This is a genomic window from Paenibacillus sp. FSL H7-0331, assembly GCF_001956045.1.
The window spans coordinates 398,809-421,984 of record NZ_MRTH01000002.1 but is presented as its reverse complement, the minus strand read 5'-3'; the positions used below and the strand labels follow the sequence as shown (position 1 = coordinate 421,984).

Here is a 23,176-nt window from a genome sequence, read left to right as displayed (position 1 = left end):
GATCACATTTCTACGTAGGCTGCAAAGCTATATATGGGAGTCAACGCTTTCGTCTCATCGATATAAATAAACGCGTCATAACGCTTCGAAATGATTGTAGGAACATAATTTCCCCTTTCCCGCTCCGGGTGATACACGACGCCAATGGCTCGGTGTCCGATCAATGTCTCATCCAAAACGTTTTCTGATTTATCGAACAATAGCAACTTATCCTCCGCTCCTTCTCGGTGCAACAATTCCTCCCAGCTATTCACAATAGCAGGTGGCACATTCATCTCCTCTGGCTGCGCCCCCCAAGCCATGCCTGCTATAACAGTACCCTGATAGGTACCAAAGCCGATAGCGTATACGTCACTACCATGCTTCTCCCTCAGCAGCTGGCCCACGTTGACCATTCCGTCATCAGCCATGTCTGTCGCACGCGCATCCCCAATATGGGTATTATGTTCCCACACAAGAGTACGGGCAGCTTCTCCGTGAAACTCCATCAGCTTCTCCAGCGCTTCGACCATGTGTCGGTCCCTGACATTCCAGGACTCGGCATCATGGCGAATCATGGTTCGGTAATAGGCCTCTGCCCCCTTAACAGCCAATGCGTTCAGCTCAGCACTGAGCGCGTTCTCCTGATCCTGCGGATGGACATCCTTCCATTTATCCTGCAGCTGACGCAGCAAAGCGATCACCTCATCCTCGCAGCCTTCCCCAAATAGAGATGCTGATGCGCCATATGATTGCTCGTCCCGACCAAACGGCTCAAAGCACTCAAAAGCCCGCTTAGCGAGCTCCAGATCTGCACTGTCCTTCGTATCGAGATACTTAACAATTTCACTCATGGATTCCCACAGACTGTACACATCAATCCCGTAAAAGCCGACTTTTGCATGGTCCGGTTGGTCCTCGTTATATTGACGCAGCCATTCGGCAAGCTCAAGGATTTCCCGGTTAGCCCACATCCAGGCAGGCCAACGATTGAAGTCCTTTAATGCTTCCCTCGCCTCCACTCCGGCATCCGAATACCCCTTAACGTAACGGTTCAACGTATAGCATGAAGGCCAATCGCCTTCAACCGCAATAAATCGAAATCCTTTTTCTGTAATTAAACGTTTGGATAGCTCAGCACGAACAGTATAAAACTCCGAGGTTCCATGTGACGCTTCACCAAGGAGCACATATTTGGCATCACCCACTCGATCGATGAGCACTTTCAGGCTTTCTTCTTTAACAAAAGGCTGTGCATGCTTGCGAATCGATTGCATCATCAATTGATCCTTCACCCATCGTCACTCCTTACGTGCTTGATCGATTCCGTTCTTCCAAAGTTTGCACGTATTCATGACAAAACATTCACTGCTTAAATGAAACACAAATACACCCTGCTCCCTTCAATAGAAAGGAAACAGGGCTTCTGATGCTTGGTATAATAACCTACAGACCCAGCATACGACGCTCCTCCTCAGTGAATATCCTGGAGCGAGTCAGAAAACGGCGGCCTTCCGGCCCCTCAAGCGAGAACATCCCGCCTCTGCCTGGCACCACATCGATAATGAGCTGAGTATACTGCCAATACTCGTATTGGACTTTACTCATATAAAAGGGCGCATCGCCGATGTCACCCAGCCACACATCACTGTCGCCAATGATGAAATCTCCCTGTGCGTAGCACATTGGAGAGCTGCCATCGCAGCAGCCTCCGGATTGATGGAACATGACTGGCCCATGTTTGGCCTTGATCGTCTCGAGCAGCTCTAATGCCGCATCGGTAGCAATGACCTTGCTCACTCCCGTCGTCATGTTGTGGCTCTCTTAGAAGAAACCAAGTGCGTCGGGACTGTAGCTGACAAGCAAATTTTTCGTTTGCTGGTAGTGCGAAAGCATCATTTTGTGATTCTCGCGGCCAATGCCTGAGCTCTTGTAACCGCCGAAGGCTGCATGGGCAGGATAAGCATGGTAGCAGTTAGTCCATACACGGCCAGCTTGAATGCCGCGGCCCATCCGGTAAGCTGTATTCATGTCCCGAGTCCACACGCCGGAACCGAGTCCATAGAGCGTGTCATTGGCGATAGCAAGCGCCTCCTCCTGATCCTTGAACGTCGTGACGGAGAGCACCGGTCCAAAGATCTCCTCCTGAAAAATTCTCATCTTGTTATGTCCTTTGAGAATCGTCGGCTGAATATAGTAGCCTTCAGAAATATCTCCTTCAACTGTTGCCCGATTGCCTCCGATCAGACATTCCGCACCTTCCTCTGCACCGATATGGATATAGCTCATAATTTTCTCAACCTGCTCGGTGGAGGCTTGAGCCCCAAGCATCGTGTCTGTATCCAATGGATTGCCTTGCTTAATGGCAGCAACACGCTTCAAGGCTCTTTCCATAAATTGCTCATATATCGATTCCTGTATTAAAGCGCGTGACGGGCTGGTGCACACTTCCCCTTGGTTCAGAGCAAACATAGCGAAGCCTTCGAGCGCTTTATTAAAGAAGGCGTCATCCTGTGCGAGTACATCCTTGAAAAAAATGTTCGGCGACTTGCCCCCCAGCTCCAAGGTGACCGGAATCAGGTTCTGTGAAGCATACTGCATGATCAAGCGGCCTGTCGTTGTCTCACCGGTAAAAGCAATTTTTGAAATTCGACTGCTCGAGGCAAGTGGTTTACCTGCTTCAAGTCCGAAGCCGTTCACAATGTTGAGCACACCAGGTGGCAGCAGGTCTTGAATAAGCTCAGTCAACACCAGAATAGATGCCGGCGTTTGCTCAGCGGGCTTCATGACGACTACATTGCCGGCTGCAAGAGCCGGAGCAAGCTTCCAGGTCGCCATCAGCAGCGGGAAATTCCAAGGAATAATTTGACCAACGACCCCTAATGGTTCAATAAAATGGTAGGCTACCGTATGGTCATCCAGTTGGCTGAGCGTACCCTCCTGAGCGCGGATGCTGCCTGCAAAATAACGAAAATGATCGATAGCAAGCGGAAGATCAGCTGCGAGCGTTTCTCTAACCGGCTTGCCGTTATCCCAGGTTTCGGCAACCGCCAGCATTTCCAGATTCGCTTCAAGCCGGTCGGCAATCTTGTTCAAGATGACGGCACGCTCCGCAACGGATGTGCGGCCCCATGCATCCTTCGCCGCATGCGCCGCGTCCAAAGCCAATTCGATATCCTCGGATGTCGAGCGGGGAACCTCGCAAAATACACGGTTATTGACAGGTGACGGATTGTCAAAGTATTGGCCTTTAACAGGTGCAACCCACTGACCTCCAATAAAATTCTCATACCGTTTTTTAAATGTAACCTTGGAACCGTTGTGACCTGGTTGTGCATAAATCATATCGCTCAGCCTCCCTATAATAAATTACAATTTATATACATGCAATAATCGTGCCAATGCGTTTGACACCACCCGATCAGCCCTTTTGTAAGCGTTTTATAGAATCTGTTCCCTTCTGGTACAAAGGGGTTGTTCCATTTTGGAACATTCTTTCTTACAGCTAACATGAATGAAAGCAACTATGGTATGATCGATGAAGGATACCAATTTCGTTGGGGGTGTTCATTGTGTTTTCAGTGGAAAATAACTTTTTATCAGAATCAGCGGCATCTTCATGGAAGCGTTGTCATGAGTTGGGTTTAAAGCCAAGCGACCCTGTAGACGATGCCATCTTAACCGAAAGTCGTATTCATACTCTATTAAGAAATAACGAGCAAACCATCCATTACGCGGAGCAGGTATTCGATCAGATGCACGCCAGCATCAAGCAATCCGGTCAGATCGCGCTGCTAATCGATGCAGAAGGAACGATCATTCATACGGTGGGAGATGTTGATTTCTCGCGTCGGGCGTTAGCTGTTCAATTACAAGTGGGAGCCAACTGGGCTGAAGAAAGAAAAGGAACGAATGCGATCGGGGTAGCCCTTACAGAGAGAAAACCTGTTCGAGTGCATGCTGAAGAGCATTATTTTAACTCCAATCACTTCTTGACCTGCGCTTCGGCCCCGATCTTCAATTCCATCGGTGAGCTGATCGGTGTCATCAATATTAGTGGCAAGCAGGAGCATTACCACGCTTATACGTTTCCCCTTGCCTGTCTGGCCGCCGCTTCCTTGCAGAACAAAATGCTGCTGGAGGAATCGAAGAAAGAGCATCTCATTACCTTAAAAGAACTTGAGCATACAGCTCAACATCATCCTTTGCCGCTGCTCACACTCAGTCGGGATAATCGAATCCTGCGAGCAAATTATGCGGCCATCCGAATTGTTGGTCATGATGCGATTGGCAAGGAATTTACGAAAATGGAAGGCTTCTCCGTTGAAACGATTCATAATGAACATCAAAAGCTGTGGCAATCCGTCTCTATTCGCAAGCAAGCGGAAGATGAACAGCATTTGTATACGTTTAAAGAAATTATCGGTACGTGCCCAACTATCCTGCAGAAGAAGGAGCTGGCCTATAAGGCGGCTGCAACCGACTATCCGATCTTATTGCTGGGTGAAAGCGGTGTGGGCAAGGAATTGTTCGCACAATCGATTCATACAGCCAGCTTGCGTTATGCGGGGCCATTCATTGCCCTGAATTGCAGTGCGATACCTGACAGTCTCATTGAGAGCGAATTGTTCGGATACGCCCGCGGTGCCTTCACAGGCGCAAACAAGGACGGCAATACAGGGAAATTCGAGGCTGCCCATAAGGGTACTATTTTCCTGGATGAGATTGGTGACATGCCACTTCGGGCACAGGCTGCCTTATTAAGAGTGCTGCAGGAAGGTGTCATTACCCCGGTAGGCAGCGCGAAAAGTAAAGCAATTGATGTGAGAATCGTTTCAGCAACGAACAAGGATTTAGCCGCTGAAGTAAAGGCAGGCCGATTCCGTGCCGATCTGTATTACCGTTTGAAAGGAATACACATTGCGCTGCCAGCATTGCGGGAACGAAGTGATGTGATACTGTTAGCGGTTCATTTACTCCAAAAACATGCTACCCCATGTCCTGTGCTAACAGAAGCAGCGCAGCATAAATTGCTTGCCTACAGCTGGCCGGGCAATATCAGAGAGCTTAACGGCATTCTCATGCAAGCCATTTTTCTGGCTGAAGGACGGGCTATCGATGCTGAGCATCTGATGCTTGAACAAACCGATGGGTTCGTTCAAGCAGAATCGGGTGATGACCACTTACACACTTTGAAAGATGCAGAGATCACAGCGATCAAGAAGGCGCTCAAAGCCACGGAATGGAATCTTAGCAAGGCCGCCAGTCATTTGAAAATTGGACGAACGACTTTATATCGTAAAATTGAAGAGTACAACATTTCCTTATTTTAATAACCTCAACTTTCATCGAGATGTAGGTTGCACCCTTACGTGCGCCTGCATCTTTTTTCATGAGATTAACTGCTCATTGGCTGCAATTCTAATTTTACAGGTTGTACATATACCTAAAAATAAGAATGGATGGATTACGTGGAGGGTTTACATGAATGAGATGATGCTTGGGGGGTTTCTTTCTGCAGTTTCCACCGGAATAGGCGCGCTGCCTGTCCTTCTATTCAAACGGCTGTCCCATCGCCATATGGACATTTTGCTGGCTTTGACAGCGGGCATTATGGTTGCAGCTTCCGTCTATGGTTTAATGCCAACTGCATTAAAGCTTTCCAATCTGTTCGTATTATGCTGTGGCGTTCTGTTAGGCGTTGCTTCCCTTAGTGTACTGGAGGAATACCTGCCACATGCAGATATCGAACATGCCAAATCCGGTGTGCAGTTGGACTCCAAGTCCCTCCTTCTTGTTGTCGCTATGTCACTGCATAATCTGCCTGAGGGGTTATCCATAGGAGTCAGCTATGCCAGTCAGGTTGAGGGCTTAGGTAATGTGGTGGCTCTCTCCATCGGCCTGCAGAATGCCCCGGAAGGTCTGCTGATTGCGTTATTTCTGACGAATCAAGGAATACGCCGAAGCACCGCGATTGGATTAGCTGTACTCACGGGTTCAATTGAATGGCTAGCCTGTCTCCTCGGCGCTCATCTGACGTCTTCCTTTTCAAAGCTGATTCCTTATGGACTTTCCTTTGCCGCCGGTGCAATGCTATTCATCGTATATAAAGAATTAATCCCAGAGACACACGGACATGGGCATGAAAAAGCAGCCACATTCTCGTTTATTGTGGGTCTGTTAATGATGGTATGCATTCTCGTTTGGTTCGGTTAAACCACATCGGTTGTGAATGCGAATCGTCCGGTCACTTCGAACAGACTTCCCTTAAGTAACGTGCTTCGAGCTGCTCACAAGGCATTGGCCGATCAATTACATAACCTTGTACAAGGTCGCATTTCATAGTCTGCAAGCATTCTATTTGCTCCATGGTCTCAACTCCTTCAGCGATGACCCGCAGCTTCATACCATGTGACATATCGATAATAGCTTTTGTAATAACCAGGCTTTTCGAATCGCTGGTCAGCTCCTGAACAAAGCTCTTATCAATCTTCAGAATATCTATCGGGAACAGCTTCATATACCCGAGCGCCGAATAACCTTTTCCAAAATCATCTATCGCAATCTGGAAACCAAACGACTTGATCTCACGCAAAATATGCAGCACCGATTCCATATCATGCATGCTGCTGCTTTCCGTTATTTCGATTACGATTTGCTGCGGGTCGCAGCACGTCTCGATCACAATATCGCGAATGCTTGTTGCCAAGTCTGGCGCAAGAAACTGCCTGGCTGATAAATTAACAGCAATCGATGGTACAGTCAACGATGCGGTTAGCCAACGATTGAGCTGGGCGCAGACCTCCTTCAATACCCATTTATCGATCTCCATAATGACACCTGTCTCCTCCGCTATTGGAATAAATTCTGCGGGTGGGACAGAACCCAGCGTGGGATGATTCCACCGTAACAATGCTTCCATACCTTCGAGGACACCGGTTAGTGCATTAACCTGCGGCTGATAATGGAGGGTCAACTGATTCCTAGCGATTGCCCACCTTAGCTCATTCTCCAGATCCAGCTTACGCAGAAAGGTGCTGAGGATGCTTTCATTAAAGAACTGGTATCCACCCTTTTGGAGTTTAGCTTGGTACATAGCTAAATCGGCATGCTTAAGCAGGGTGTCGAAATCGCCCCCATGTGTCGGGTACATGCAGATGCCTATACTAGCGTTAATATAAAGCTCATTATCGTCAACCCAGAAAGGTTTATTGATACTGGAAATAAGATGCATGGCGATTTGTCTCGCTTCTTCTTGCTCCTGCAAATCCTGCAAAACGATAATAAACTCATCACCTCCCAACCGGGACACGATATCGTTCATTCTTACGACTGAGCTCAGACGATCAGCGACCTGCTGGAGCAGCTTATCCCCAATATTGTGTCCCAAAGAGTCATTGACCATCTTGAACCGATCGAGATCGATAAAAAATATCGCCAGCTTCTGGTTTGTTTGCACTGTCTTTGTAATAGCTGCATTAACTAATTCGCTGAGCAGGGTTCGGTTAGGCAGCCCTGTTAACTTATCAAAATGGGCCAAATATTTCAGGTGCTCCTCGGACTGCTTACGTTCCGTAATATCCGTGAACATTCCGATATAATTCGTGATCGCTCCCGTTTCATTACGCAGGGTCGTTATGGACAGCCATTCGGGGTATATTTCTCCGTTCTTTCTTTTGTTCCAAATTTCACCTTCCCAAAGTCCGGTCGTGTGAATGGTTTCCCACATTTTGATGTAAAAAAATTGATTCTGCAATCCAGAGTGAAGCAGTCGCGGTGTATGGCCGGCAGCTTCCTCTTCTGTGTATCCAGTCATTGTGGTAAAGGCTTGATTGACGGATAAAATTTTGAGTTGTTTGTCCGTAATCATAATCCCCTCGCTGGAATTGCTGAACACTTGCGCATGCAGACGAAGCTTGGAAATCGTATGCTTGCGATGGGTAATATCCGAAAACATCCCGACGTAATGGAGCAAAATCCCGTTCTCGTCTTTTACAGAATGAATGGAGAGCCACTCGGGATAAATCTCCCCGTTTTTTCTGCGGTTCCAAATCTCCCCCTGCCACTTTCCGTCCCTATGTATGGAAGCCCACATGTTGACATAAAATGCCGAATCCTGACGACCGGATTTCAATAAACTCGGTCTTTGCCCGATGACTTCTGACTCACTATAACCGGTAATGGATACGAAAGCAGGATTCACGATTACGATCCTTGAATGGCGATCCGTGATGATAATCGCTTCCTGCGAATCTTGAAATATACGGGCATAAGGCATTACAAGATTGTTAGCTACTAGTTTATCCCAAAGGGCATCTGTATGTCGTTCATCTATATTCATTAAGTAGACCCCTCTCTGCAGCAGCGCCCATGCGTTACAACGATATACCAGCCATGTGAAGACGAGCTTTTAATGGTTCAGACACGTTTGTATACGTAATACTGGCATTATAATCTGCGGCGATTTTCTGTACGGCCAGCATGAGACCAAGCCCGGAGCTGTCCATTTCCGTAACGTTCCCAAGCTGGAAAGTGATACTGTGAAATCGTTGTTGCAGGAGTGGAAACAATTTTTGCCTGATGGAGGTTGCTTCATTAACGCTGATAAATCCGGTTAGAATGAGGATTATTTGATGGTCACTTTCCTGTATTTCAAAGCACATAAGCAAGCCTCCCAATAAATTCAAACGTAATGGTTAGGACTGAGGTTGTATGTCGAGTGTAATTTGGAGTAGGTCTACCTAACCATACCGCTTATGGGATTATTTATCTGTGATATGGATCACTTGAATCTGTGAAAGAAATTTCAGAGAGCACTGGCAAATCAAATAAAATCCCCATACATCATAAGATGTTACAGGGATTTGGGGTACATCATATATTCGATTATGAGCCAACATGATGGTGTTACTTGATATCAACGACAAAGGGTACAGTAATAACCTTATTGTTATGTTGAAACTGTGCCCATAGCTTATAAATGCCGCTATTCGGAAAAGAGGTTGCGAACTGGGCTTGGGGGCCAGTTGACTTTTCGTCAATCGGGTGAACATGAATATATTGCTCCGCATCAGCCGATAAGATAACAACGTGGCCTACAGCCCCCAAATAAGGCTGCAGATTATTAACACCCTTCTTCGTCAGGGCATCCCGAATATTGAACGTAAGGGTTACTTCTTCCTTGGGTTTGGTGCTGCTTAATGCGAGTTCTATTTCTTTACCGTCCGTCTCTTTGACAAGCTTGGCGTCGGCTGCGATAGCTGCATGATCCCCACTCTTACCTTCTACCTGAATCCGTTCGCTTAGCGTTGTACTGGATCCATTGGTTGGTATAAAGTCAGCGAATAATTTGTAGTCGCCGCCTGCTGGAAAAGAAGTGCTGATCGTAAACTTGCCGCTTCCTTTGTACTCAGGATGAATGTGATTAAAGAACGACAAATCATGATTGACGACAATAAGATGAAGTAATTTCTCATGATTCAGATTAAACTCGTTTACAGGCTTCCCGTCTTTCCCATTAATTTGTATGGTCAGCTCGGTTTGCTCATTTGCTTTCACAGTGGTTGGAGCAAACGTAAACAACGCTTTAACGTTGTCAGATACCATGGATTGGCTCATGTTATGCCCGCCTTGACTGCTTGCGTGCTGCTGTGCATCCCCTTGTTTATTGTCAGCCTCATGACCCGACAAGTGTGTATTATTGTTGGCGTTACCGCAGGCAGACAACAAACCGAGGGCAAGTACACTTAAAAAAAGGATCATTTTTTTGTTCATTCGCTTAACGCTCCATTCTTTCCAAAAAAGACTAGTGACGCACTTTTACACGCTGCAGCCTAAGTGCATTGAGAACAACTGAAACCGAACTTAAAGCCATCGCCGCGCCTGCCACCCATGGTGCCAATAAACCAAGCGCTGCAATTGGTATTCCGAGTGTGTTGTAGCCAAGCGCCCAAAATAAATTTTGTTTGATGTTGCTCATCGTTTTGCGACTCATATAGATTGCATCAGGAATGCTCGATAAATCGCCGCGCATGAGCGTCACATCCGCCGCCTCCATAGCTACATCGGTACCTGTGCCGATAGCCATACCGATGTTCGCTGTTGCGAGCGCCGGCGCATCATTAATTCCATCTCCAACCATGGCGACGATCCTGCCCTGCTCTTGCAGCTTTTTCACTTCTTGCGCTTTTCCTTCCGGAAGCACTTCTGCGAGCACATGATCGATCCCGACTTGAGCAGCGATTGCCTTCGCAGTCCGCTCGTTGTCCCCTGTAATCATGATGACCTCAATACCCATTTCCTTCAGGCGGCTGACCGCGGCTTTCGAGGTTTCTTTGATCGTATCCGCTACTGCAACCATACCTGCATATTGGCGATCAATGGCGACAAGCATCGTTGTTTTACCGGCTTCTTCCAAGCTAGCCATCGTATCGTAAGCATGCTTGGCATCCACCACGTATTGTTCCATCAAGCGGCGAGTGCCAATTAACAGCTCTCTGCCTTCTGCCACAGCTTTGATCCCAAAGCCAGGAATCGCTTCAAAGGATTCCGTCCCCTGCAGCTCAATATTGCGTTCCCGGATACCTGCCACAATCGCCTCAGCAAGCGGATGCTCGGAATTGACCTCCGCTGCGCCTACGAGTCTGAGAAATTCCAATTCGTCACCATCAGTAATAACATCCGTAAGCTCAGGCTTCCCTTTGGTGACGGTACCCGTTTTATCAAGAATAATCGCATTAATCTTATGGGTTTGCTCCAGATGCTCGCCCCCTTTGAACAAGATCCCAAGCTCTGCCGCGCGCCCGGACCCTGCCATAATCGAGGTTGGAGTAGCCAAACCTAGTGCACAAGGACATGCGATGACGAGAATTGCAATCGCTTTTTCCAAGGCACCGGCAAAATCGCCAGGCGTCACGAAGAAGTACCAGACCAGGAAGGCGACAATCGCAATACCAACGACAACCGGGACAAATATCCCGGAAATCACATCGGCAACCCTTTGAATCGGCGCTTTGGAGCCTTGTGCTTCTTCTACGACTTTAATAATCTGTGCGAGTGCTGTGTCTTTGCCGACTTTCGTAGCTTTAATCCGCATCATGCCGTTTTTGTTGATGGTGGCTCCAATCACAGCGTCACCGATTTTCTTTTCAACAGGAAGGCTTTCACCCGTCAGCATGGATTCATCCACCGATGAGAGACCTTCCAGCACCACGCCATCAACGGGCACTTTATCACCGGGACGGACATGCACTATATCACCTGCAATGACTTCATCCACCGGTATCGTAATTTCTTGACCGTCCCTCACGACCAACGCGGTCTTCGCTTGCAGTCCCATCAAAGACTTGATCGCTTCCGAGGTCCGGCCTTTGGCGAGGGATTCGAACAATTTACCCATAATGACCAGCGTAATCAATATAGAGCTCGTTTCATAATACAAGGAGGGGCCGTGATGTACATTTCCGCCTCCGATGAACCAGTTGATCGTAAGATATAGGCTATAGAAATAAGCAGCCGAAGTACCGAGTGAGACCAAGACGTCCATATTGGCACTGCCATTGCGCAATGCTTTATACGCACCCACATAAAACTGTTTGCCGACATAAAATTGAACAGGTGTGGCCAAGATAAGCTGAAACCAGGGATTCATAAGAATTTCGGGCATGTAGATCCAGGATGTGAACGAAAAATGGGCCACCATGCTCCATAAAAGGGGTAATGAGAGCAGCGCCGAAATGAGCAGCTTCCGTTGTTGATGTCGGACTTCTTTCTTGCGGTGATCGCCCATATTTACATTTTCCTGCTCCGTAATCGCTTTGTAACCCAGCTGCTTGACCTTATTTTGCATCTCGGTGATGCTGATTTCACCTGGTGAGTACTGTACACGTGCAGTTTCCATAGCAAAATTGACAGATGCATCCGTCACGCCTGGCAGCTTACCAAGTCCTTTTTCAATTCGGTTCGCGCAAGCCGCACAGGTCATGCCTTCCAGCTTAAAATGAGCAACCTCTTTGAGTGTGTCATAGCCTAGCTTCTTGATCGTTTCTTCCATGTTACTGACACCAATTCGTGCCGGATCATATGTTACACTTGCTTTTTCCAGCGCGAAGTTGACATTGGCAGAGGTTACACCTTCGAGTTTATTTAAACCCTTCTCAATGCGATTCGCACATGCTGCACAGGTCATGCCCGTGATGGGTAAAGTCGCTTGTTTATCGGTCTCAGTCACACCAGATACCATAATCGTTCACTCCCTTGCCTCTAACGATGGATTACAGGACGTCGTAGCCTTGCTCCTCGATAGCTTCTTTTATACGTTCAATAGTGAGTTGGTTATCATAAGTCACATCAACCGTGTTGTTCTTCAGATCAACTTTTCCCGAGGCACCAATTTCCTTCAAAGCCCCTTCAACGGAATTTACACAGTGTTGGCAGCTCATTCCTTTTACTTGCAATGTAGTGTTGTTCATAATTCCTCATCCCTTCATCTTATCCATTTTGTATGATTATAAATTTTTACCTGATCTGCCCTTGAACCTTAGTAATCTTTGTCAACGATCGTCTTAACCACAGTATACCCCCTCACCCTATATTTAGTCAACAACATTTTACCATACCCCTGTATCCTATATTATTATCAATAGAAAAAGCAGCATGCTCTGCTGCTTGATTGTATATGCATGTTTATTTCATCAACTTATTCACCGTAGTCATGAGCTCGTTTATAACTTCCGTATCGCCTTCCTTGATGCGTTCGACGACACAGCTTTTCATATGATGCTCCAATAATAGCTTGCCTACTCCATTCAAGGCTGACTGAACGGAGGCGATTTGATTCAGAACATCGTCACAATACGTATCCTTTTCTATCAAGCCTTTAATTCCGCGGATCTGGCCCTCAATTCGATTCAACCGGTTGGTCAGGCTGCTTTTCACTTTATCGGAATGATGGCTTTTCCGTCCTGTTTCTTCATGCGAGCAGCATTCCTGCTCCTGATCCATGGATGTATCCAGCAGATCGATTTCCACGCTCATTTGACTCGCCTCCCTTATCCTTTCGTTAAATTATACTATACTCCCACACCCTATACAATCCTCAATGCATCTGAAACCATTTTTCTTAAACCTGCTCACTTCCAAGGAATCCGGCAGCTTGAATCGGGCCTTTTGTAATCACTTCAGACATGATCTCAGTCATCTGTTCAGCCGAATAATGAAAATCATGCTCCACCCACCATACAATCGTACCAATATACAGAGACGACAGGCAATTTTCCAGAAAATCATTGGGGATTCTATTAGAATCCGGTGTCTGTGCTGAAATCCGGTTTAACACTTGGTGAAAAATATGATGAATGATCTGTTTCATTTTATCATGAAAGCGCGGTACTTCATGCTTACCGAGCATGGCCTTGGAAAATACAGAATGCTCCAGCACATGCTCAAACACGGTACGGATTATAGCCTGTGACTTGGACAACTGATCGGTTTCATTGGCAATAACGGCGGTAAGCTTGATCGTAAGCTCATCCAGCACTTCGTCCGTGACGATTTCGAGAAGATCCTTTTTATCTGTATAGTGAAGGTAAAAGGTATTACGGTTCGTCATAGAACGCTCGGCGATATCCTGAATGGTTATGGCTTCATAGCCTTTTTCCACTATGAGCTCAAGGAATGCGCGGCGGATCAGCTCTCTGGTTTTGACAACACGAAGATCAGTTCTCTTAGGCATTAGCGGCCCCCTTACTGCAACAATTTTGTGAAGTTATAGGCATTAATGAACAAAGTGATGTATAAACATCAAATCGATCATAACTCCATATTGTATCCCTACGGGATGTATCTATAATTTAATTATAATCACGTTGTTGATTAATTAACAAACCGTTTGTGTAATAATTCCTGCGTATTGATCAAATAGTAATCTGGTGATAGCTGCCGGAAAAGAAGCCTAGGAGGTCGTAAACATGAATAAAGTAGCCAATCCACTTATTCCCCAACCCAAAACGTACGGTCCACTTGGCAATCTGCCTTTAGTTGACAAGGAAAAACCCGTACAATCCATGATTAAGCTGGCTGAGGAGTTCGGGCCTATTTTCAAAATGGATATGCCGGGTCGGCCGATTATCATGATTTCGAGTGAAACCCTTGTCGCTGATGCTTGTGACGAATCACGTTTTGATAAAAATGTACACACCGCGCTGATGAACGTCAGGGCCTTTACTGGCGATGGATTATTTACTGCGCGTACAGATGAGACCAACTGGCAAAAGGCGCACCATATGCTGCTGCCAAGCTTTTCGCAGCGGGCGATGCAGGGATACCATCATATGATGGTTGATATTGCGATGCAGATGGTCCAGAAGTGGGCACGCCTGAATCCAGACGAAAGTGTAGAAGTCCCCGAGGATATGACGCGGCTGACACTGGATACGATTGGTCTATGCGGCTTCAACTATCGGTTTAACAGCTTTTATCGGGAAGAACCGCACCCGTTTATAACGAGCATGGTCCGCGCGCTGCACGAAGCCATGAACCAGCTCCAGCGGCTCGGGTTGCAGGATAAGCTGATGGTGCTGACGAAACGGCAGTTCAAGCATGACATACAGTCGATGTATACGCTGGTAGACAAGCTGATCGCTGAACGTAGAGAACAAGGAAGCCAAGGTGTGGATGATCTGCTGGCACATATGCTCGAAGGAGTCGACCCGGAAACTGGCGAAGGCTTGGATGACGAAAACATCCGCTTCCAGATTATAACTTTCCTCATTGCCGGACATGAGACGACAAGTGGACTGTTATCGTTCGCTATCTATTATTTGCTTAAAAATCCGGATAAGCTTCAAAAAGCTTACGAAGAAGTAGACCGTGTGTTAACAGGACCCGTGCCTACGTACGGGCAGGTTCGTGAACTGAAATACGTCCGCATGGTGCTGAGCGAAGCGCTGCGACTATGGCCGACGGCACCTGCCTTCTCGCTTTATGCCAAAGAAGATACACTGCTGGCCGACACCTACCCGTTGGCGAAGGGCGAGGCCGTGACTGTGCTCATTCCGCAGCTTCATCGCGATAAGCAAGCCTGGGGTGAAGACGTGGAGGCATTCCGGCCCGAGCGCTTCGAGGACCCGAGTAAAATACCGCATGATGCCTACAAGCCATTCGGCAACGGTCAACGTGCCTGCATCGGACAACAGTTTGCGCTGCAGGAGGCGACACTTGTGCTCGGGATGGTGCTGCAGCATTTCGAGCTGATTGATCACACCAATTACCAGCTGGATGTGAAGGAAACACTGACCCTGAAACCCGATGGACTAACGATCCGCGTTCGTCCGAGAGCGAATGTGGCTACAGGTACCGTGGTGCTCACTTCTCCTACTACTGCACCGAATACAGCGACACAGTCCAGGGAAACTCAGCAAAGTGAGGCTGCTGCAGGTGTTCCTACTCATAACACACCCCTGCTCATCCTGTACGGCTCGAATTTGGGCACAGCCGAAGGCATAGCCAGAGAACTCGCGGATGCAGCCAAGCTGCAGGGCTTTCGCTGCGATGTTGCCACACTGAACGACAGGGTCGGCAAGCTTCCCAAGGAAGGCGCTGTATTTATCGTAACGGCCTCCTATAACGGAAAGCCGCCAAGCAGTGCCCGCGAATTTGTCCACTGGCTTGAAGGTGTTGAGGCTGGCGAGCTGAGCGGTGTGAACTATGCTGTGTTCGGCTGTGGCGACCGCAACTGGGCAAGCACCTACCAGCATATCCCGCGTCTGATCGACGAGCAGCTTGCTGCCAAAGGCGCTACCCGTCTTGCTGAACGCGGCGAAGGTGACGCTAACGGAGATTTCGAGAAGCAGCTCGACGATTGGCGGGCCCAGCTGTGGCCTGATGTGATGGATAAGCTCGGGCTGAAGCTGAACATCAAGGCTGACAGTGAGCGCAGCACACTGACCGTCCAGTTCGTCAGCGGCTTCGTCGGGACACCGCTAGCCGAATCCTATGAAGCGGTGCATACCAAGGTATTGGATAACCGCGAGCTTCAGGGTGCAGGCAGCGGACGCAGCACACGCCATCTGGAGATTGCGCTGCCAGATGGCGTCACTTATCAGGAGGGCGACCATCTGGGGGTGCTGCCGTGCAACCGTCCAGAGCTGGTTGAGCGGGCACTTCGCCGATATCAGTTGAACAGCAATGACCATCTGATCCTCAAAGCGACCGGACGCAGCGCTGCGCATCTGCCTCTTGACCGTCCCGTCAGTCTGCACGACCTGCTGTCACATAATGTGGAGCTGCAGGAAGCAGCGACACGTGCCCAGCTGCGCGAGCTGGCAGCATACACCGTCTGTCCGCCGCATAAGAAGGAGCTTGAAGCTCTACTTACTGAAGAGGCGTACCGGGAGCTGGTACTGAACAAACGGATCACGATGCTTGATCTGTTAGATAAGTATGAAGCCTGTGAGCTGCCCTTTGAACGATTTATCGAGCTGTTACCGCCGCTGAAGCCTCGTTACTACTCAATCTCAAGCTCGCCACGTATTCAACCGAAGCAAGCCAGCATTACGGTTGGCGTCGTGCGCGCACCTGCCTGGAGCGGCCAGGGCGAATACCGTGGAGTCGCCTCGAATTATTTGGCAGGGCTTCAAGTTGACGATGATGTGGTCATGTTCGTGCGAACTCCGGAATCCGGCTTCCAGCTGCCTGAGGATACAGAAACGCCAATCATTATGGTGGGCCCTGGAACAGGTGTCGCTCCGTTCCGCGGCTTCCTTCAGGCACGAAGCGCTTTACAGCATGAAGGAAAAAAACTGGGCGCAGCGCATTTGTTTTTTGGCTGTCGGGGCGATGAAGACTATCTGTATCGTGAAGAGCTTGAGCAATTTCAAAAGGAAGGCATCGTCACGCTGCATTGTGCATTTTCACGGAAAGTGGATACGCAGAAAACGTACGTCCAGCATTTGATGAGTCAAAGCTCCAAGCTGCTGATCGACATCTTTGACAACGGAGGCATACTTTACGTTTGCGGTGACGGCAGCAAGATGGCGCCGGATGTGGAAGCCACTCTGATACAGGCTTACGGCGAAGTTCATAACCTCGATGAACAGCAGTCCAAGCAGTGGTTAGACCGAATGCAGAACGAAGGACGTTATGCCAAGGATGTGTGGTCGGGTATATAATTGATGAAATCAATGTAACCATAGGATGTTAGTGTTGTTAATTATTAATACAATTAATTAAATGGTCGCAAAATGGGGCTGAATCCACAAAAATCGTTTTGTGAATTTCAGCCCTTTTCCTTGCTCTTTTTTCTATATATTTATTTATCGCTTCCCAGTCGATTTATTCCTCTGCTGTTCCGAATCTTTTGGCAGATCTGGCACGAGCACGCTCAATCTCGACCTCACGATTACGAGATTCGGCATTGGTTACTAAAGTATCCAACAGATCCCGGGCAACTACAGCCACCTCTGAAATGGCGCGATTGAACGCTTCTTCATTCGCCTTCGAAGGCTCGGTGAAGCCGGATATCTTTCTCACGAACTGGAGCGCCGCTGCATGAATCTCCTCTTCAGTAGCTGGCGGGTCGAAGTTAAATAATGTTTTGATATTTCGGCACATGGCAATCTCCTTTTGCTAACCGTTATTACGTTAATTTTACTACACCCTCTCCCCTTCATGCCAGCCAATCATTCTCACAATCCATTTAATCCGAACAGAATGACTAATACATATCCCAGTACCGAGAGCAATACCGATCCTATAAGACCCGCGGCAAACGACTTCATACCCAAACGGCGAAACGTGCTGATATCGACATTAAGCCCAAGTCCAGCCATGGCCATAGCAATGAGTACATAAGCCACCACAATGAATTGATTCGTAACAGCTGTTGGCATAATACCAAGTGTATTCACACCGCTCATCACCAGAAAGCCTACAATGAACCAGGGGATCAGAATCGACTTCCAGTTCGTTTTGTTTACATCTGCATTTTTTTTGCTTTCCTTACGATTGGCCCAAATACCAATTACAATTGCTACTGGAACCAGAAGAGCTACACGTGTCAATTTGACGATAACAGCCAAATCCACAGCCTGTTGACCACCCGGTGCTGCTGCAGCGATCACATGCGCAACCTCGTGCAGGGTTGCACCTGTAAATATCCCATAACCGCTTGCAGTCAGACCCAGCAGCGGATAAAGGAATGTGTACACGAGAGTAAAAATAGTTCCCAATATGGCGACTGTGGCTGCCCCAATCGCCGTTTCATCATCATTGGCCTTGATTTGCGGCGCTATGGCAACAACGGCGGCTGCTCCACATATAGCAGTACCACATGCCGTTAAGATACCTAAACGCTGTTCTACTTTAAACAATCTGGCAATGCCGTATACGACAAAAATCGCAAACACGATATTGATGACAGCAATAGCGAGAACCTTGGGACCTGCATGCACGATATCGATCAGATTCAATTTCATCCCCAATAAAATAATACCGAATCGCAGCAGCTTTTTACTTGAAAATGAAATGCCTACTATGGCTTGCTGAGGCACACGAACCGCTGCTCTCCATCCGATTCCCAGCAAGATGGCTATGACAAGCTGGCCCATAATACTGAGAAACGGCAGCACGGCCAAATATTTGGCTGAAACAGCAAGCAACAGCGTCAAACCAACACCGGGGATAACACCCCACATTTTATTGTTTTTATTTGGCAAGGCATAGGTTTGTACCATTATCCTCACTCCCATTCTTATATTGAAAGCCATACAGTTGTCTGTAGATCCACTATAAGGCTATTTCAATCATAAGTTAAATACCATTGTATTATTGTAATCATGAGAAAAACTAATGATTGGGTTGTTGTATTTCCTGAGCACAGGTACAATGTTGTTGTGAGGTGGAATGGAAATGATCGTTGAAACTCTTCGAGTTTTTGTTACTGTAACGGAACAAAGAAACTTCTCAAGAGCTGCAGAACTGCTCAATTTGTCGCAGCCCGGTGTGTCTCTACACATTCGCAATCTGGAAAATGAATATGGAGCCAAGCTGATGCATCGTTCACCAAAGCTTGTCAAATTAACCGAGGCTGGAGATATTTTGTATAAACGAGCGAAGCAAATTCTTGCTCTTGAGGAAGAAGCGAAGCAGGAAATTCAGCTACTGAATGAAAAAGTGACAGGCTCCCTGCAAATTGGCGCCAGCTTCACAATCGGGGAATACATTTTGCCGCGAGTGCTTGCGGAGTTTGCCGTACAATTTCCAGAGGTCGAAATGTCGGTTACGATTGCCAATACAGAGGAGATCACCCAGGCGTTGAGGGCTAACACGCTTGATCTTGGTATCGTTGAAGGTAATGTGGTGTCCAGTGGGATGCTCATTACCCCCTATATGAAAGACGAAATGATTCTGATCGCGTCTGCTGAGCATCCATTGGCGTCCAAAAAAAACGTAAAACCGGAGCTGCTGCAGGATCTCACCTGGGTGCTTAGAGAAAACGGATCCGGAACGCGATCCTTCAGCGAACAGTTTATTCAAGCTGCGGGATTGGCAATGAAACGATCCTATGTATTTAACAGCAGCCAAGGGGTCAAAGAAGCGGTCTCTGCGGGTCTGGGTATAGCCATACTCTCACGCTGGATTGTAAAGAAGGAACTGGAGTCGGGCGAATTGTGTCAAATTCCGGTTGCCCCCAAGCTAGTGGAACGGAATTTTTGGATCATTCGAAACCATGATCATTCATCATCCATGGCTGTGAATATGTTCTTGCAGAAGCTGCTTCTCAGTAAGAGCTAATCCATTCTCTCCGAGTCGATGCTTAGGCAAGTCTATTCCCGGAATAATAACAAACATTTTTTCTTTCGAACTAAAAATATGTTTGATTTCTTTATTGTTTATGATACTATTTTCGCAGGAGCTGCAATAGGTTTAGGGTACAAGCGTCATATTACAAAATGATCTGGAGTGAGTAGAGAATGGATATTCGATTAGTAAAAAACGATGAACTGCAGCAAGCCGTCCAATTGGCAGACGATGTATTTCGTAAACCAGGACAAAGCTCGATGGGCACAAGCTTTCCATTTCTGTTTGCACCGGGATTAAGTCATTCCTATGGAGCTTTTGTTGACGGCCGACTCGTTTCCTTCATGGGACTTGTCCCGTTTGTGATTCATGTTGGCGATGCGAGGCTTAACGTATTTTCGATGGGGGCTGTGTGCACGCATCCTGACTATCGCGGGCAAGGCATTGCGGGCCAAATGCTGGATCGCTGCAAGCAGCATGCTGAAGAAGCCGGCGCCTCTCTACTGTTCATTTCAGGCGACCGTTCGCTCTATACACGCGTACACTGCTACCCATTTGGTCTTACAGAGCATTTCACACTGGATGCGGAAGGAGCCGTTCGGCTTAAAGCCGCAGCGTCAGCTTTACAAGCTGGAGACATCCCACTTCAGCTGCGACCGTTCCAGGCTGCAGATGTATTCGCTCTGCATGCGGCAGCTGCCACACGTGAAGTCGCGTATGAGCAGAGCGTTACCGATCTCGGCAGGATGATCGATGCGGAAGCCTACGCCAGCTGTATGAAATTGGAGCATCAAACCTTAGTTGCCGCTCATGGAACCGGCAGCGTCGATTCATTTGCTGTGATTGCTGCCCCAGGTCGTTCTGCGGATAGCAAACCTCCAACTGTCATTGAATTTGCCGGTCCAGCCGCTCACGTTGGTTCCCTGTTGGCTGAAGCGGTTGAGCGGTTGAATCTCGAGCAGCTAAAAATTCCGGTAAGCTGGCACGAACAACAATTGTTAGGACTGCTGCTGGAAGCTGCTGTACCTTACGAAACGAAAGCGAACAACGGAACTGTATATGTCGTGAATCCGCAGCGGGTTCTTGAGCAAGCTTTCCCGGTTGCAGACAAGGATCACAAGCAGGTGTTTGCGATTACCTCTCTGGAGGAAGGCAGCTACACAGTGAAGGCCGGAGATACAAGCATCGAAGTCAATCCAGCTGAGCTGGTTTCGCTGCTGTTCGATCCATTATCGCCTCACAAGCCACTTTTGCCAGACTGGTCTACCATACCGCTTCCTCATACTAGCGGGCTTAATTACATTTAAACGTTGGCAAAAGGGGTTTTTCACAACTTCCTGCTATTATATCTTTACCGTTTTACATAATCTTATATGCATAGCTAAGAGTAGGCCGATACGTACACGGCCTACTCTTTTCATTGTACCGATAGGTTCGGACCAGCATTTCGTAACGGGTATCCATGACAACGCATCAAATGTAATCGCTCTCAAACTAATTGCCCAAAGGAATCAGATGTAGTTTGCGCAAGCTTCCGGTATTGAGTAGGTGTTATTCCTGTGTACGCTTTGAATATCGAGCAAAAATATTTGTATTCCCGATACCCGACATTCTCGGCGATCTCAAAAACCCGTTCCTCCGTACTGACCAAGCTTGCTTTGGCATGATCTATTCGGACTTCGTTCAAGTATTCGGCAAAGCCTTTGCCAAAGTTTTGTTTGAAGATGATACTAAAATAATTGGGTGTGATTTTGAGCCATGCCGCTACCTCTGAAGCCTTCAAATCCGTGGTGTGACGCGATTCGATAAATTTTTTGACCCGTTCGGTAATCCAGTGATGCTTTCCTTCAAGAGATGAATGAATAATTGAGGACAGCGTCCGAAGCTCGCGACGGAGTAAGGTTTCCATAGCACGAGTGGAGTTATGCACCTGCAGATCGATTTCATAAGTATTAAAAAAATCGGTATGCTGAGATAAATCGATCCCATTGCTGTGCAGCTTACGCTGGAGAATAATACTCAATTCCTTAATGGCCTGTAAAATTTCCTTCAGTAGATAACCTTTATCGCGAAACTCCTGCATCATCCCTCTGATAATGTCATCCAATTCCTCGAAGCTTCCGTAAAATAGCACTTGCACCAGCTGCTTCTCCAGCTCGAATGGGGCAAAGGGAAGAAGACATTTCCTCAATATCTGTTCCTGTTCGTAGAACTGTACCGTGTTAACATCCGAAAGAACACTTAGCTGCAAAACAGATACAGCTTGCATATAGCTGGGATATACCTGATCCAATGAGGAGTATACAGGCGAGATGCCGTAATGCAGACGTGGGAATTCCGACATCAAACCTTGTGCATCACTCAAAGCTGCCGCTAAATCCCTGCTATCGACCTCACGTGACCCAATACATAATGATAGCAGCAGGTTGGGATGATGAAAGAAAGATATGACTTCCTGATCGATGCCCTTTAAAGCAGTAGTAATGGCTTTCTCCCACTCGCTCCGTACGGAATGCCGAAGCTCCTCCGAAGAATGATCAACCCATCCTGCGTAATCCTCAAGCTGACTTGCAATAAACCTGAAGGAGTGAACATCCGTAGATGTAAATGTCGGAATTTCCGTTTCCTTTTGTACGATTCCTTCCCCTTGAATGAGCTGAGTCAGCCACTTTAATCGACGTTCATGCTCGTGCTTATGCCCCTGCTCCGCTTCCTTGACGATCTCCAGATCAATTCTTTTGACCATCGTCAAAAGCTCATCAATGTTTACCGGTTTTAGCAAATAATCCTCGATTCCAAGCCGAAGAGCTCTTCGAGCATACTCAAAATCATCATAGCCACTGATAATGATAATACGGATATGTGGCATCCATTCTTTCAATTTCTTAGCCAATTCAAGTCCGTCCATCCCATCCATATGAATGTCCGTCAGCACCAAATCAACCGACTCCCGGGATACGAATTGAAGGGCCTCCCAACCATCATAAGCTTCTCCGACCACTTCAACACCAATGGTTTCCCATGGTAATGTATGTCTCAGTCCTTGGCAAATAATAGGCTCGTCATCTACAATTAGCATTCTGATCGTCATGCTTCCGCCTCCTGTTCATTCATCCATAGAGATACTCTTAGTCTTACACATGCACCGCCTTCCATCTGATTAACAGGCAGTTCGACTCCGTAGCCGCTTCCATATGGAGACTGAATTGCAGCTTATTGCCCATTCGCTTCTGCTGCAGATTGAGGTAAGCCCTTACAAAATCCAGTTCGCTGCCCAAGGTCGTATACCGTTTCTCACTATTCAAGCACATACGAAATAATCATTATAAGGTCTCAATCAACTGGCTAGTTTCAGTCGCTCCGAAAATGTTCCTGATAAATCATATAGTTCGATATATCC

Annotated in this window: 19 protein-coding genes; 5 read left to right on the top strand and 14 right to left on the bottom strand. The window is 47.4% G+C overall.

What is annotated here, in order from left to right; all coding sequences use genetic code 11:
* Positions 1 to 2: 2 nt before the first annotated feature.
* The 3 genes from BK127_RS04670 to adh form a co-directional block, all read right to left on the bottom strand.
* Positions 3 to 1,259, bottom strand: a complete 1,257-nt coding sequence (locus BK127_RS04670) for an erythromycin esterase family protein (protein ID WP_076228905.1) — start codon at positions 1,257 to 1,259, stop codon at positions 3 to 5.
* Positions 1,260 to 1,425: 166 nt separating this feature from the next.
* Positions 1,426 to 1,791: a DUF779 domain-containing protein gene (locus BK127_RS04665; RefSeq protein WP_076228822.1), complete on the bottom strand. Its 366-nt coding sequence runs from the start codon at positions 1,789 to 1,791 to the stop codon at positions 1,426 to 1,428.
* A gap of 12 nt (positions 1,792 to 1,803) precedes the next feature.
* Entirely contained in the window at positions 1,804 to 3,324 is a 1,521-nt protein-coding gene (gene adh / locus BK127_RS04660) for an aldehyde dehydrogenase (RefSeq protein WP_076228821.1), read from the bottom strand.
* A gap of 227 nt (positions 3,325 to 3,551) precedes the next feature.
* On the opposite strand from adh, the gene BK127_RS04655 reads away from it, so the two are divergent.
* Together BK127_RS04655 and BK127_RS04650 are read left to right on the top strand one after the other, a co-directional pair.
* Complete coding sequence (locus tag BK127_RS04655; protein ID WP_256711169.1) at positions 3,552 to 5,312, top strand: sigma-54-dependent Fis family transcriptional regulator; 1,761 nt, start codon at positions 3,552 to 3,554, stop codon at positions 5,310 to 5,312.
* A gap of 151 nt (positions 5,313 to 5,463) precedes the next feature.
* Complete coding sequence (locus BK127_RS04650) at positions 5,464 to 6,195, top strand: ZIP family metal transporter (protein WP_076228820.1); 732 nt, start codon at positions 5,464 to 5,466, stop codon at positions 6,193 to 6,195.
* A 31-nt stretch (positions 6,196 to 6,226) separates the two neighbouring features.
* Here the strand turns inward: BK127_RS04650 and BK127_RS04645 are convergent, their stop codons facing one another.
* The 7 genes from BK127_RS04645 to BK127_RS04615 form a co-directional block, all read right to left on the bottom strand.
* A complete protein-coding gene (locus tag BK127_RS04645; protein WP_083689049.1) occupies positions 6,227 to 8,320 on the bottom strand; it encodes a sensor domain-containing protein in 2,094 nt (697 codons plus the stop codon).
* A gap of 34 nt (positions 8,321 to 8,354) precedes the next feature.
* Entirely contained in the window at positions 8,355 to 8,642 is a 288-nt protein-coding gene (locus tag BK127_RS04640; protein ID WP_076228819.1) for an STAS domain-containing protein, read from the bottom strand.
* Between the two features lie 244 nt (positions 8,643 to 8,886).
* A complete protein-coding gene (locus BK127_RS04635) occupies positions 8,887 to 9,753 on the bottom strand; it encodes a hypothetical protein (protein ID WP_076228818.1) in 867 nt (288 codons plus the stop codon).
* Between the two features lie 31 nt (positions 9,754 to 9,784).
* Positions 9,785 to 12,208 carry a heavy metal translocating P-type ATPase gene (locus tag BK127_RS04630; RefSeq protein WP_256711168.1) on the bottom strand — a complete coding sequence of 808 codons (2,424 nt, stop codon included), beginning with the start codon at positions 12,206 to 12,208 and terminating at the stop codon, positions 9,785 to 9,787.
* Between the two features lie 43 nt (positions 12,209 to 12,251).
* Complete coding sequence (locus BK127_RS04625; RefSeq protein ID WP_076228816.1) at positions 12,252 to 12,449, bottom strand: copper ion binding protein; 198 nt, start codon at positions 12,447 to 12,449, stop codon at positions 12,252 to 12,254.
* Positions 12,450 to 12,663: 214 nt separating this feature from the next.
* On the bottom strand, positions 12,664 to 12,981 hold the full coding sequence (locus BK127_RS04620; RefSeq protein WP_144026373.1) for a metal-sensitive transcriptional regulator: 318 nt from the start codon (positions 12,979 to 12,981) through the stop codon (positions 12,664 to 12,666).
* Between the two features lie 118 nt (positions 12,982 to 13,099).
* Positions 13,100 to 13,711 carry a TetR/AcrR family transcriptional regulator gene (locus BK127_RS04615; protein ID WP_076228814.1) on the bottom strand — a complete coding sequence of 204 codons (612 nt, stop codon included), beginning with the start codon at positions 13,709 to 13,711 and terminating at the stop codon, positions 13,100 to 13,102.
* A 235-nt stretch (positions 13,712 to 13,946) separates the two neighbouring features.
* Here BK127_RS04615 and BK127_RS04610 point away from each other — a divergent pair, with 235 nt between their 5' ends.
* On the top strand, positions 13,947 to 17,147 hold the full coding sequence (locus BK127_RS04610; protein WP_076228813.1) for a bifunctional cytochrome P450/NADPH--P450 reductase: 3,201 nt from the start codon (positions 13,947 to 13,949) through the stop codon (positions 17,145 to 17,147).
* A gap of 163 nt (positions 17,148 to 17,310) precedes the next feature.
* Here BK127_RS04610 and BK127_RS04605 read toward each other — a convergent pair whose 3' ends face one another.
* Complete coding sequence (locus tag BK127_RS04605; RefSeq protein ID WP_076228812.1) at positions 17,311 to 17,589, bottom strand: DUF2277 domain-containing protein; 279 nt, start codon at positions 17,587 to 17,589, stop codon at positions 17,311 to 17,313.
* Between the two features lie 74 nt (positions 17,590 to 17,663).
* Positions 17,664 to 18,710, bottom strand: a complete 1,047-nt coding sequence (locus BK127_RS04600) for a YeiH family protein (protein WP_076228811.1) — start codon at positions 18,708 to 18,710, stop codon at positions 17,664 to 17,666.
* A gap of 175 nt (positions 18,711 to 18,885) precedes the next feature.
* On the opposite strand from BK127_RS04600, the gene BK127_RS04595 reads away from it, so the two are divergent.
* Together BK127_RS04595 and BK127_RS04590 are read left to right on the top strand one after the other, a co-directional pair.
* Positions 18,886 to 19,770 (top strand): LysR family transcriptional regulator, encoded by an 885-nt coding sequence (locus tag BK127_RS04595; RefSeq protein WP_076228810.1) that lies wholly within the window; start codon positions 18,886 to 18,888, stop codon positions 19,768 to 19,770.
* A 179-nt stretch (positions 19,771 to 19,949) separates the two neighbouring features.
* Complete coding sequence (locus tag BK127_RS04590) at positions 19,950 to 21,083, top strand: GNAT family N-acetyltransferase (protein WP_076228809.1); 1,134 nt, start codon at positions 19,950 to 19,952, stop codon at positions 21,081 to 21,083.
* Between the two features lie 182 nt (positions 21,084 to 21,265).
* On the opposite strand, the gene BK127_RS04585 is transcribed toward BK127_RS04590, so the two are convergent.
* A complete protein-coding gene (locus BK127_RS04585) occupies positions 21,266 to 22,867 on the bottom strand; it encodes a response regulator (RefSeq protein ID WP_076228808.1) in 1,602 nt (533 codons plus the stop codon).
* A 43-nt stretch (positions 22,868 to 22,910) separates the two neighbouring features.
* On the bottom strand, positions 22,911 to 23,087 hold the full coding sequence (locus BK127_RS42910; RefSeq protein WP_144026362.1) for a sensor histidine kinase: 177 nt from the start codon (positions 23,085 to 23,087) through the stop codon (positions 22,911 to 22,913).
* Positions 23,088 to 23,176 lie beyond the last annotated feature (89 nt).